The organism is Salinibacterium sp. UTAS2018 (assembly GCF_004118935.1).
In the GTDB taxonomy this organism is placed as follows: domain Bacteria; phylum Actinomycetota; class Actinomycetes; order Actinomycetales; family Microbacteriaceae; genus Rhodoglobus.
On sequence record NZ_CP035375.1, the window covers coordinates 1,879,208 to 1,890,837 of the forward strand.

At 57.9% G+C, this 11,630-nt stretch carries 11 protein-coding genes; 2 read left to right on the plus strand and 9 right to left on the minus strand.

Going from position 1 to position 11,630, the window contains the following annotated elements; genetic code table 11:
* Nucleotides 1-293 precede the first annotated feature (293 nt).
* Entirely contained in the window at nucleotides 294-1,751 is a 1,458-nt protein-coding gene (locus ESZ53_RS08880) for an MFS transporter (protein WP_129072496.1), read from the plus strand.
* Between the two features lie 69 nt (nucleotides 1,752-1,820).
* Complete coding sequence (locus ESZ53_RS08885; protein WP_129072497.1) at nucleotides 1,821-2,297, plus strand: MarR family winged helix-turn-helix transcriptional regulator; 477 nt, start codon at nucleotides 1,821-1,823, stop codon at nucleotides 2,295-2,297.
* A 37-nt stretch (nucleotides 2,298-2,334) separates the two neighbouring features.
* On the opposite strand, the gene ESZ53_RS08890 is transcribed toward ESZ53_RS08885, so the two are convergent.
* The 9 genes from ESZ53_RS08890 to ESZ53_RS08930 all read right to left on the minus strand — a co-directional run bounded on the left by ESZ53_RS08890 (nucleotide 2,335) and on the right by ESZ53_RS08930 (nucleotide 11,540).
* A complete protein-coding gene (locus ESZ53_RS08890; protein ID WP_129072498.1) occupies nucleotides 2,335-2,859 on the minus strand; it encodes a VanZ family protein in 525 nt (174 codons plus the stop codon).
* A 131-nt stretch (nucleotides 2,860-2,990) separates the two neighbouring features.
* Nucleotides 2,991-4,373: a hypothetical protein gene (locus tag ESZ53_RS08895; RefSeq protein ID WP_145963170.1), complete on the minus strand. Its 1,383-nt coding sequence runs from the start codon at nucleotides 4,371-4,373 to the stop codon at nucleotides 2,991-2,993.
* Between the two features lie 47 nt (nucleotides 4,374-4,420).
* On the minus strand, nucleotides 4,421-5,659 hold the full coding sequence (locus tag ESZ53_RS08900) for a glycosyltransferase family 4 protein (RefSeq protein WP_129072500.1): 1,239 nt from the start codon (nucleotides 5,657-5,659) through the stop codon (nucleotides 4,421-4,423).
* Entirely contained in the window at nucleotides 5,656-6,960 is a 1,305-nt protein-coding gene (locus tag ESZ53_RS08905; protein ID WP_129072501.1) for a lipopolysaccharide biosynthesis protein, read from the minus strand. Before ESZ53_RS08905 ends, ESZ53_RS08900 begins: the two co-directional genes overlap by 4 nt.
* Nucleotides 6,957-8,084, minus strand: coding sequence for a glycosyltransferase (locus ESZ53_RS08910; protein ID WP_168187216.1), 1,128 nt, complete (start codon nucleotides 8,082-8,084; stop codon nucleotides 6,957-6,959). The genes ESZ53_RS08905 and ESZ53_RS08910 overlap by 4 nt, the downstream gene beginning before the upstream one ends.
* A gap of 178 nt (nucleotides 8,085-8,262) precedes the next feature.
* Complete coding sequence (locus ESZ53_RS08915; RefSeq protein WP_129072503.1) at nucleotides 8,263-8,832, minus strand: GNAT family N-acetyltransferase; 570 nt, start codon at nucleotides 8,830-8,832, stop codon at nucleotides 8,263-8,265.
* The gene (locus tag ESZ53_RS08920; protein ID WP_129072504.1) at nucleotides 8,825-9,469 is read right to left on the minus strand and encodes a sugar transferase; all 645 of its coding nucleotides are present in this window, start codon (nucleotides 9,467-9,469) and stop codon (nucleotides 8,825-8,827) included. Before ESZ53_RS08920 ends, ESZ53_RS08915 begins: the two co-directional genes overlap by 8 nt.
* A complete protein-coding gene (locus ESZ53_RS08925; RefSeq protein WP_129072505.1) occupies nucleotides 9,466-10,497 on the minus strand; it encodes a GNAT family N-acetyltransferase in 1,032 nt (343 codons plus the stop codon). Before ESZ53_RS08925 ends, ESZ53_RS08920 begins: the two co-directional genes overlap by 4 nt.
* Nucleotides 10,494-11,540, minus strand: a complete 1,047-nt coding sequence (locus ESZ53_RS08930) for a hypothetical protein (protein ID WP_129072506.1) — start codon at nucleotides 11,538-11,540, stop codon at nucleotides 10,494-10,496. Before ESZ53_RS08930 ends, ESZ53_RS08925 begins: the two co-directional genes overlap by 4 nt.
* Nucleotides 11,541-11,630: the final 90 nt, after the last annotated feature.

Consider the following 11,630-nt stretch of genomic DNA (forward strand, 5'->3'; position numbering starts at 1 on the left):
ACCGCAGCAATTCGTTACCAAACGATACAAACTATGCGCACGCCACCATGACAAAAAATCCCCGTAAACATAGGGCTGCCACGGCGATGACAGCCACGAGCACCCGGCGTTCGCCGAGATCGGATCTCCGTTCGTGCCACGTTCGACTGGGCTTGCTCCCTAGGCCATGGATCAGTCTTTCAGCGAAAAAGTGGTCTAGTTCAGGCCGCTGATCATGGCATGCTGCTCACCGCTCAACCGGCGCGCTGCGGCGTGAGCCCCCATTGTTTACTGCACACCACTAGCCTGTTCGCATGAAGGACAACACTGGCGACAACGACGCCCCCAGCACTCCGGCTGTTCCGCGCGTCTCGAACACGCGCGCGATTGGCACGGTCGGGCAAGGCCTCATCACGGAATCCGCGATTCCGAAGAGTCGCGTGCGCGCGTGGGCGCTCTGGGATTGGGGCTCCGCAGCGTTCAACGCGGTTGTCACAACCTTCGTGTTCAGCACCTACCTCGCGAGTGGACTGTTCATCGATCCCGAGATCGTGGCCGCAGCGGCAGGCGACGACAAGAACCCGGCGCTCGTTCTTGCCCAGGCAAGCAACACGACCGTGATCTCTGGGGCCCTGACCATTGCCGGAATTCTCGTTGCCCTTTTGGCGCCCATCTTGGGGCAGCGCTCTGACGGCTCCGGTCGCCGCAAGCTGTGGCTCGCGATCAACACGGGCTTAGTCGTGGTGGCGATGGGGGCAATGTTCTTCGTCGTACCGATCCCCTCCTATATCTACCTGGGCGCCGCGCTGTTGGCGGCCGGCAACATCTTCTTCGAGTTCGCGAGCGTCAACTACAACGCAATGCTCGTGCAGGTCTCTACCCCTAAGACGGTGGGCCGCGTCTCGGGCTTCGGCTGGGGTATGGGTTACATCGGCGGCATCGTGCTGCTGATCATCCTGCTCGTGTTGTTCATTCAGAACTTCGGCAGCGATACGGGCAACGGCCTGCTCAACGTGCCGTTTGGTTCGGATGGCGGAGCCCTCGACATCCGCTTTGCCATTCTGGCGTCGGCGGCCTGGTTCGCCATCTTCGCGATCCCAGTGTTGATTGCTGTGCCGGAGATTCCCGCCGGTGCCCGCGAAAACCGGGTGAGTTTCTTCGCCAGCTACGCCAAGCTTTTTGGCACCATCAAGACTCTCGCCAAGAAGAGCCCTCAGGTGCTCATGTTCTTGCTCGCGAGCGCGGTGTTCCGTGATGGCCTCGCCGCCGTCTTCACGTTCGGCGCGATCATTGCCGCGCAAGTGTTCGGCTTCAGCCCCAGCGAGGTCATCTACTTCGCGGTCGCCGCCAACCTCGTGGCCGGTATTGGAACCTTTATTGGCGGATGGCTCGACGACAAGTTGGGCGCCAAGAACGTGATCATCGGCTCACTGATCGGTCTCGTGCTCGCCGGTCTCGCTGTGCTCTTCGTCGGCGACGCCAAAACCGGGTTCTGGATCGCTGGCCTGTTCTTGACGCTCTTCGTCGGGCCCGTGCAGGCAGCAAGCCGCAGCTTCCTTGCGCGCATCACACCGGTCGGGCGCGAGGGCGAGATCTTTGGTCTCTATGCCACCACGGGTCGCGCCGTGAGCTTCTTGGCTCCCGGCCTCTTCACCCTGTTTGTGGCCATGACGGGAGACACTCGTTTCGGCATCATCGGAATCGTGATCGTGCTGCTCGCGGGCCTCGTGCTGATGCTGCCGGTAAAGGCCAAGCAGTCGGTGATCGACTAGTTCGCGATCGTCGTTTGTAGTTCTGGGCTGGTTGGCTTCGTGTACTGAGAACAGGAGTAATCTCAGATTATGGACACGCAACAACCCATCAGTTATTGGGTGAAGGTCGTTGACCGCATCATCGACGACCTCTTCGCCCTCACCCTCGAAGAGCACGGCATCACTCGCCGCCAGTGGCAACTTCTTGTCGTGCTGGCCAAGGGACCGGCCGGTATCGATCGACTGGATATCGAGATCGCGCCCTTCTTGCTACCGAAGAGCGCCGTGACCCCGCTGGCACCCGCGACTGATCCGCACACCACATCGCGGGAGTCGCTGGATGAGCTGGTGGAAAGCGACTGGCTCACGACGGACGGCTCGCTGTTTGATCTCACCGAGCGCGGTCGTGGTGTGGTGGAGCGTCTCGCGGCGGTAATCGCGGGCGAACGCACTAAGGCGACTGCGGGCGTTACCGACGAGCAGTACCGAACGACGGTGACCGTGCTCGAGACGATGGCCAAGAACTTGCACGCGCAGCTTCAGGGAGCGGCCTCGCCCACACCTTAGCCTCGCGGCCCGCGGCCCAATACTGCTGGCGTAGCGCCTAGTAGGGACCACTGCCGCGTCGCGCTAAATAGCGGCGGCGAGATCGTTCGGCGTGCTGACGGTCGCGCTCAACAAGGGTGTCGCGGTGCGCGACGAGCAGCCGGATGAGGATGGCAGCGAGCGCTCCGAGAAGAAAGCCGGTGGTGTTAGAGATCAGGTCTCGCACCTCGGGGTAGCGCGAGGGCAGAAAGAGCAGCTGGCTGAGCTCAATGGCGGCTGACATCAGGGTGCCGGCGAAGAGCAGCATCCACCAGTGGCGGCGAGCCAGAAGCATGGCAAGCAGGATGCCGAGCGGCACGAACATCAGGACGTTGCCGATGAATTCGATGGTGAGGTAGTTGACGCTGAGCGGCACCCCACGGCTGTGAAGCGCTTCAAGCAGGCGATAGGCCACGCGTGACACCGTGCCGGTGCCCGGCATCTGCGGTGTCAGCGTAATCGCGGCCACAAACAGCGCGTACCCCACGAACAGCACTCCCGTAATGCGGCGCCGAAAACGCGTAGCGCGGGGCCCTTCGTGCACGTGCTTACCCCCAAATTGTGAATGCCAAGCCTATCTCGCGCTGCGGGGTTCGACTTCTGGGGCATGCCGCCGCTACCGCTCTACGAGGACCGGTTCGGGGAGCGACGCGAAGTTATCGCCTTCACCAAAAGTTACTTTCTGTAGTCGCCGATTCGGGGTTGGTCAGCAAGATCTGGCGCTGGGCGAAATTTAGGTTTCGCCCAAAGATCTCTCGGTGCAACCGCGAGCAAAAGGATCGCGACAAAAAGACCATGCGACAACATCGACGTCAAGATTCCAGAGTTTGATAAAGCGATAGTAGGCATCAACATCACTAGAGACCCGACCGCCACCGGCAAACCGTGCGCAGCCCGGTCGAGTACTCGCAAATAAACGAGCAGGACAACAGCAGCACCTGCCATGCCCGCATAACCATAGTTCGCGAAACCGTCTGCAAAAAGGTTCGCGTTCATCGCCGTGCTTGACGAACCGACTGTCGCCAAGCCGATCACGCGCGGGACGCTCAATTCGTACGGATAATCGAGCCATGAGCCAAATATTGATCCGCTCAAATGCACTTGTGGGTTCGCAGTGAAGAAGCCGACGTAGACGCTCAAAAGAAGACCCGGCGTAAACAGAAAACGTCGAGAAAAGAGGGAAGTCCATAGGTTGCTGTCGGAAATCTCATCGAGAGCAGCAGCCACGAGCATCATGATGGTTGCTCCGGCAATAATGATGAGCGGACTGGGCCAGACCTTCTTCCGGAAAACGAACGCCACCAGAAGCAGGGCAGGAACCGAGAAAAGAATTGTCTTGAAACCGGTTCCGCTGAAAAGAAGCGCTTGCCCCAATACGCCGAGCAGCACCACGTCCCACCGCTTCGTGTAGAGGCCACGGGCAATGATTAGCGGATTGATTACGTTCCCTTGCGTGCTCACCAGATACCCGAGAGCCCCGGCACCGGAGAGACCGGCCGCGTACTCGGACCGAACGTCGTACACATCCAATATCGATACGAACTGCAAGCTGAGGCCAACGGTGAACGCCATCAGGGCGTAAGTGAGCGCCGATACCAACCCGATGACGATCCAAAACGAGGTCGCGGATAGCCGAAACGGAAGGGGCTTCACCGGAGATCGACGTCTAGCCCCGAATACCGCGATCAGAAAACTGCCCCCCACGGCCAAGCTGGCGGTTAGAGCTTGTTCGGGAGAGAGGAAGCCTACATACGGGGCCATAAGCATTCCGGGCGCAACCGCGATTGCAAATAGCATCCACAGCGTAAAGCTCGAAGGCCGTTCGATCCTGCGCGGCAAGCAAAGCGCTACGAGGGTAGCCGCGAAAGTTGTTATGACGATTATCTGGGGAACAGGTGCTTCGTAGCGATACCCAAGGTAGCTGAACGTCGGAGTCACGAGCGTGAAATACACATAGTGCAGGACTACTGCATACCCGACAACAGATAGCGGCAATAGAACGACGTCCCGTATGAGTACCTTTGGCGTCGCTAGGCCAACCGGCCGCTGAAAGCGCATAGTTTGAAGCCTAACGCTGCGATTATTTTCTGGACCCGGGCTCGAGGTCACGATGTCGTGCCTTCATCGACGACTTCTCGCATAAGCGAGTCGAGTCGGTCCCCTAATACGCGGTAGTCGTAGTGCTCCGAGACATAATCACTCGCCTTTTTCGACCAGTCTTCGCGCTCCGCCGAGCTGGAATCAAGAACCCTCAGCAGCCCACCCGCAATAGCGTCAGCATCGTTTCCCGCGACGCACACGCCGCCGCCTGAATCTCTCACCGGGTTATTTCTAGAGTTGCTAGCCATGACTATGGGGCGCCCTGCAGCCATGTAATCAAACAGTTTATTGAGGCTGATGCCGTAGCGGTAGATCTTCAAATCAAGCAGATTGAGAACCAAGCTATCGGCCGCAGCTGCCACCTTCGGAATCTCGTCTTTTGGTACCGCCTGCCTGAATTCCATCAAGTCGCCCAGCCCCAATTGGCTGCGAAGCCTCAGCAATTCCGCTTTCTCGGGGCCGTTGCCGACGAAGACCAACCGCATATTCGCGTCCGGCCGCAAAGCGATCGCGCGCGCAAAACCAGTCATGATTGCCGGTAGACCGTTTGCGAACCCGATCGAGCCGAAATATAGGAACGTGAACTCGGGCGACAGTCGGTCTGACGCGGGGCTCGGGTCGAACTCATCGACGTTCGTTCCGTTCGAGATCCACACTACTTTTTCTGGATCGACACCGATCGTCGCTAGATACTCCCCTGCAAACGGGAGTGGACTGATTATTCGCGCGGCTCTGGCGGAAAGATGGCGTTCTAACTGCCGCATGGCACGGGCGATGAATCCCTTTTGAGAGAGCTTCCCCATGTCGATGAGCGTCTGCGGCCAAAGATCTCTAATCTCGAACACGAACGGGACCTTGAGTCGTTTTGCCAAGCGACTCGCGGCCCACGCCGCCAGCGGGTGAACAGTGCTGCCGATGATGACGTCAGGCCGCTCGAGGCCCTCCAGCGAACGCCGCCTGAGCAAGGCCAGAGTGAACTCAACCATGTTTATGATTCTGGCGGGCCCATTGCCAACATATGACCGCGTTCGGAGCCAACGAAAGGCGACGCCTCCATTGGAGGTGTCACTGAATTTCTCATCCGATTGCAAGCGCTGCTTGGAGGAGTTGTGCTCAACGCTCGCCCCGATGATGGTCGGCTCCCACCCCAGCTGGTGCAGACGATGGGCGAGGGAGTAGTGCCGGGAGCCCGAAGCGGACTCTTTAGGGTCGCTGGCATAGTGGTTGATCAGCCAAACTCTCATAGCCCATTCTCTCTGTTGTACTTAGCCTTGCGCTCGGTGGCTATAGCAGCCGAGCGACATAAGAAGAAAAGCACCGCGTACCAGAGCGTCTGAACCGAGGCGAGCGCGACCGCACAAACGACGAAGTTGTCGCTTGCGACCCAGCTGAGCAACACCGCGGCAGAGGTCGCTGCGAGACGTGACGCATCCCACGCAAGCTGGGTGCCTTGATACTCCAGGATCACCAATGCCCGGGATATAGGTGAGACCACAAATTGAGCGAAGTAGGAGATGACGAGGAGCTGCGCATAGAAGCCCGCAGTGGCCCACTCAGCTCCGAACACCAGCTGGAATAGCAGAGGTCCAGCGACCGCGACGGTGACAGCCGGCAACGCCGCCACCGCTAGGAGCCGAAAAGCAAACGTCGACAGCATGTGTCGAAGGCCGAGCCCACCTTCCCTGTTCTGGCTGGCGAAGGATCCCTCAAAATACTGGCTCACTGCATCCGCAACGATGCCAACTGGTGCTGCCAGCACACGCAACGTGAGCGCGTAAAGTCCAGCTTCCACGGAACCGTACAAAGCGACTATCAAGATCACCGGAAGTTGTAGCCCCAAGGAGTTGAGCACCCGCGACCACATGTTTACGAGTGGGAATCGTTTATATCGAAGCGCCGCTACTTTCAGCTCTCGGCGCCGAGATGACGGCATTTTTTGAAACCGTACCATTCCGACAAGAGCAGCGATTCTTCCGACTGCAACGCTCGATATAAGTCCGAGCGAGCCCACACCGCTCAGCCCCAAGATAATGCTCGAGCTAGCTTGGCTCACTCCCTGGACCGCGTTCCTTATCGCGAGAGACGGATATTCCTGGCGTCGCACGAGCCACGATGAGGCAATGGTGTAAAAGCCAAGCGCCCCGACCGTAACCGGAACGAGCCACCAGTAAATTAGGAACACTTCAGAGTCAAAAAGGTGTGACAGTGTTTCTTGGGTCAGGTAGGCGACGAGCGCTAGTGCCGAAACTAAAAACGACACAGAAATGACACCGAGCAGAACAATATCCTTAGCCCGGTTATCGTCTTCGGGCAAGACAATTGCGCGCTCCCAACTCAGGGTTACTACGTTGCCCAGCACTGCTGAGATAGCAGTTACGACAGCTAGTGCACCGAAGTCGGCAGGACTGTAGAGCCGAGTCAAGAAGGGCGACACGAGCAGAATCGCGCCTTGGCCCACCAAGCTTCCGAGGAGTATACGAGATACCCCACCCATCATCAGCAATCTGATTCGCGACGGTCGCGACGCTTCAGGGCCACTCCTCATGCCGACAAGACCCGCTGATAGACCGCTTCCAAGGTGGGCACCTCTTGCGTCCAATTGAATACATCGGTCGCGGCTTTTCGCGCGTTTCGAGAGTGCTGCTCGAGCAGCACAGGGTTTGCAGCGTAAGCCGCAACTGCATCCGCTATCTCGACTGGCGAGTTTTCATTGACCAGCAGCCCACATTCGTATCTCTCAATGATCGAGCGCCAAAGGGGAAAGTCCGAGGCAATAACAGGAACGCCCGCCGCGAAATATTCGAACATTTTTGTGGGCAATGACTCCCTGTACGCTCTGGAGCCCTGCAACACCACAAGACCTACTCGTGCCGAAAGAATGATGTTCCTCGCCTCGTCGGGCGGTACTGGGCCGTGAAAGTTAACCCGAGACCAGCCAGGCGCAGCGCCCAATTCGTCCGCCAGAGCGGGGGCCATAGATCCAGCGAGCTCTAATCTCCAGTCCGCAGGGAAACTTGGCGAATTCAATGTATCGACCATTTGAGCTGCGCCGCGTGTAGCCCCCATCGCTCCGACATAAACAAGGAGCTTTTCACGCTCCGCAACCGGTGTGGCTGCTGACTCCACAGCACGTAGTGGCGGGTAGTTATGGACAACCGAGACACGATCCTCTGGAAAACGCCCCGCGATTGTCTCGGTTGCCGCAATAACATGGTTGCTCATTTTCATAAGGCCGACGGCAGCGTAAGCGGCTGCTTTCATCAGGGTCCGCGACCACGGAGCTAAGTACTCCTTACTGAGGACCTGAATTGGGAGGTCCTCATGCGCATCGAATATGACCTTTTTCCCCAAAAGCCGCAGCAGGGGAACCGCCCACACTAGTTCCGGGTCATGGAGGTGGAATATCGACGCACGCGTTTTCAATCCATGGCGTACAGCACGCACTGATCCAAACACAACTCGCTTCAGCCGCGGCAGGCGCGGCAAAGCGACAACGTGCACCGCGGTCTTTGGCGCCTCCACCGCACTTTCTATCGCAATGAGATGGACGTCGTAACCCGTCTTTTGCAGGCTCACGCACTCGCGATAATGAATGCGGTTGTCGGTCCAGGGGTGAGCTGAGCTGACATGAACTACGCAGACCCGTTCGCCGCCATCAGTCGGTTTCAATTTGAGCGTTCCTGTTCTAAATAGCTGAGTTATGGAACTGAACGACGTACAGCCCAAGCACTATGCCTAATCGTGTAAATCTGAGCGAAAGAACCGCTGAGATCTGAGGATACGGGCCCGACAACCTTGCTCGATAGATCGGAGCCTCGCATGCCGGGGCGTAGTTGAGACGTCGCCCCTACCCGCCCACCGACGAATCTTTTCCGACGTCATCCTGAGCAAGCCCCGCACTCGCGAACTCGGACGCGAGGATACCGATCTGGATCGCATCGAGGAACTTGCCGTCTCGCCACACGTGCTGCCGAAGGCGCCCTTCCTCGCTCCAACCCGATTTACGAATGTAGACGACGAGTGACGGGAGGTTTGTTTCTAAGATCGTGCTGTGCAATCGATTCAGGCCAACATCATTGAAAGCAAATCGCATCAATGCTTGCACCGCCTCAGCGCCGTAACCCTTGCCTCGATTGCCGGGATCGCCGCCAAGCTTCAACGCCGTCAATGCGCTCCGGTTATGCCAGTCGATATCCCACAACCCAGTTAGCCCCAACCGGTCCCCAGAGGTGCTCTCCACTACAAATCGGCGGGTAGTGCTCGTATTGGCACCCGAGACGAACCATCTCTCTTGGTCCGCCATCGACACAGGCCAGTCCCAGCCAACCACTCGCTCACGCACAACCGTGTCATTCGCGAGACTTTGGAGAAAAGGGAGGTCCTCATGTTCAATCGGCCGCAGTCGAATTCTACTCATTTTTCTCCTCCGTCTTTGGTGACGAGCTTAGGTCGTCGACGTCCTGTCGCGTTTGGTTGAGAAGTACGCCTTCAGCGCGCATTACGCGCCCGACGGTCTTGAGAAGGATGCGGATGTCGAGACCAGGGCTCACTGACTGGACATACTCAACATCCGCCTCGATCCTCTTCGACCATGGCGCAGAATTTCGAAATCGAACTTGAGCAAGGCCCGTCACCCCCTGCGGAACCTCGAGCCGACGTTTTTGTGCCGCAGAGTACCTCTCGTATTGCTCGACAAGCGCTGGTCTAGGGCCGACGAAAGCCATATCTCCCGCGAATATATTGAGCAATTGAGGCAGTTCATCCAAACTCGTCGTTCTCAAAAATTGACCTAGCGGCGGCACGAGGTTTAGCTCGGGCGGCATGTAGCCGCCGCCCTTGACTTCGGCACCAACGATCATCGTCCGAAATTTAACGATCTCGAATTTCTTCCCGAACCGGCCAACTCTCGTCTGACGGAACATGATCGGCGTTCCCATCTTCGCGCGAATCGTTATCGCGATGAGGAGCAACACTGGGGAAGAAAGCACCAGAAGTATCGCCGCGAACACACGATCGCTAGCTGCCCGGATTAATAAGTACCGTTGAGACATCATGCAGATCCTGCCCGATAGGCGGGAAAATAGCCCGCTTCTTTCAGAGTGGCCACCCCGCACCCAATTTCACGCGCGCGCGCTGTCACCAGTTCTTCATATTCAGAAGGCAGGATCACAAATTTCCCGACTTCGAACGGGAGCACTCGCCCCCCGAAAGATAACTTGAATCTGAAGAGCGAATCAGTTGGCCCGGTGCCACCACCGAGATGGGCTGAACGGCGATCGTTATGAGCCGCCCACTCTAAAATTTTCCAGACCAAAAGATTGTTCGAGCCGTTTCTGGCCTGAACAGGGTCGGAGCCGGACAGGTGGTAGTGAACCACTTCATCGTCCACCATGACCAGCGCAGCAGCGACAATCTGACCTAAGCCGTCTGCAACTGTCGCGAGCAGGAGCCGATCCCCTAGCCCCTCGGCCAACCTCCGATAATAGGAGTTCGGATACTTGTGGTGCGTCGCCGCCCCGACCCTCTCCATGGTGCTCTCGTAGAGTCGCCGAAAGTCACTTCCCGTTTCTAGGTCACGTGAATCTACTCTTCGAATCGCGCCAACCAGCCCCGATTTTTCTGCCTTTCGCACGGCAGTTCTGGAGCGCCCTTGCATCGACGCCCACACCGTCGCGGCGTCGATCGTCTCCACGCTAATAGTGTCGGAAATGTGTTCGACCGTCGGCATAGCCGTATCGGGAAGAAACGTGAGCTGCTTGCCCCCAAAAGGAGAGAGCCGGAGAAAGAGCGAGACCACGTTCGCTGCTTTGAGCACCTCGATAGCTTCCTCCCACAACTCACGACTCTTGTCCGCAGAGACCGTTGGGTGAGTGAACACACCGGCGTAGCCGTAAGGGCTTGCTGCTTCGACGAGGGATCCACCCACTGATGATAGAACCAGAGGCATCTGCCATGAACCGTCTTTGAGGGACAGATTGACCCATCGTTGCCCCGTGCCCAGCACGAGTGCTTCACCGTAAGCCTGAGAGAAGTAGACACTAGGCGCTTGGCTTGGCGAGATATTTCTCAGTGCAAGATTCATGACTTTGTCACCGACAACAAGGCGCGCCCCACATCTGTCATTTGCTCGGGCGTATAGCGATGATCAATAGGAATCGAAAGAATGTTGGATTGCCAAGGAATCTCTGGCTCGAGCATCGACGGGCGCGGCCAGTGAATCGGGCAGAACACTCCGCTGGCCGCCATCGACTCTTGCATGAGCTGCGGGTCGTGGACTTCCACAACAAGGTGAGACGGGACACTTCCGGGCGTCGGTTTATTGACAATTCGAATGGATTTTTCTCCATCGAGGATCCGCGCCAAGACCGCAGCGTTCCGCACGCGGGCCTGGGCGAGCTGCTCGTAATCGAATGTCCTCAACGATTCCAGCGTCCGCATATCTGGTGCGTGGGCGGTCCTCGACGCGTCAAGCACGCTATTGGCATCACGAAAAAAAGCTTTGGACGCGGCAGAATCGCCACCCACCATTGAGTCTGATTTCGCGCGCATCGCTTCCCAGCGCCCGTTCTGGCGAGCCGGGAACACCCGCGACGCTAGGTCGCCGATCTTGCCGCGAAGGTAGGCTCCGTCGCCGACTGGGAGAGTCTTCCGGAGACTCGCGATCGAGATATCGGCGCGGGAACGCCCCGGCGAGAGCACACGATGCGTCTCGTCATCGATCACGACTCCGCCCAAGGACTGGAGCTCCAAAATCGCCTGCACAAACTCGCTGTCTGGGACGCGCCCGAAATATAACGCGACTAATGCCACAAAGTTGCCGTCGACCGCCGCGGCAATGGCTCGCAGAGAATCGAGTGAAAGCGTGAGGTCTGGATTCATCTCGACAAATTGAAAATCCCAATCCCGCCCCTGAAAAGGGGAAAGCATGCTTTCACACAGGAACGAAGGAAGAAGAAGAGTCCTTTGCCCGCTGTCCCAAAGCAAATCACTGATTAGTTGCAGAGCCTGACGCCCGGTTTCAACATAAGCGATCTTGGAACCATCTTCCCAAGGCGGACTCGCTGCGGTCTTCAGCAGAAAGTTCGTCGCGATGAGTTCCATATCTGAACCGATTTCGCTATTCATCGGAGCCATCCACCAGGTGAAAGGCGTCTTTCTTTACGCGGAATGAGATCGAAGCACCCGACCGCGTGGTCGAAAGACGCTTACAGGCGC

What these genes read in the sequence shown, in the direction of transcription:
- ESZ53_RS08880 (WP_129072496.1), top strand. Translation starts at nt 294, where the DNA reads ATGAAGGACAACACTGGCGACAACGACGCCCCCAGCACTCCGGCTGTT.
- ESZ53_RS08885 (WP_129072497.1), top strand. Translation starts at nt 1,821, where the DNA reads ATGGACACGCAACAACCCATCAGTTATTGGGTGAAGGTCGTTGACCGC.
- ESZ53_RS08895 (WP_145963170.1), bottom strand. Translation starts at nt 4,373, where the DNA reads ATGCGCTTTCAGCGGCCGGTTGGCCTAGCGACGCCAAAGGTACTCATA.
- ESZ53_RS08900 (WP_129072500.1), bottom strand. Translation starts at nt 5,659, where the DNA reads ATGAGAGTTTGGCTGATCAACCACTATGCCAGCGACCCTAAAGAGTCC.
- ESZ53_RS08905 (WP_129072501.1), bottom strand. Translation starts at nt 6,960, where the DNA reads ATGAGGAGTGGCCCTGAAGCGTCGCGACCGTCGCGAATCAGATTGCTG.
- ESZ53_RS08915 (WP_129072503.1), bottom strand. Translation starts at nt 8,832, where the DNA reads ATGAGTAGAATTCGACTGCGGCCGATTGAACATGAGGACCTCCCTTTT.
- ESZ53_RS08920 (WP_129072504.1), bottom strand. Translation starts at nt 9,469, where the DNA reads ATGATGTCTCAACGGTACTTATTAATCCGGGCAGCTAGCGATCGTGTG.
- ESZ53_RS08925 (WP_129072505.1), bottom strand. Translation starts at nt 10,497, where the DNA reads ATGAATCTTGCACTGAGAAATATCTCGCCAAGCCAAGCGCCTAGTGTC.
- ESZ53_RS08930 (WP_129072506.1), bottom strand. Translation starts at nt 11,540, where the DNA reads ATGAATAGCGAAATCGGTTCAGATATGGAACTCATCGCGACGAACTTT.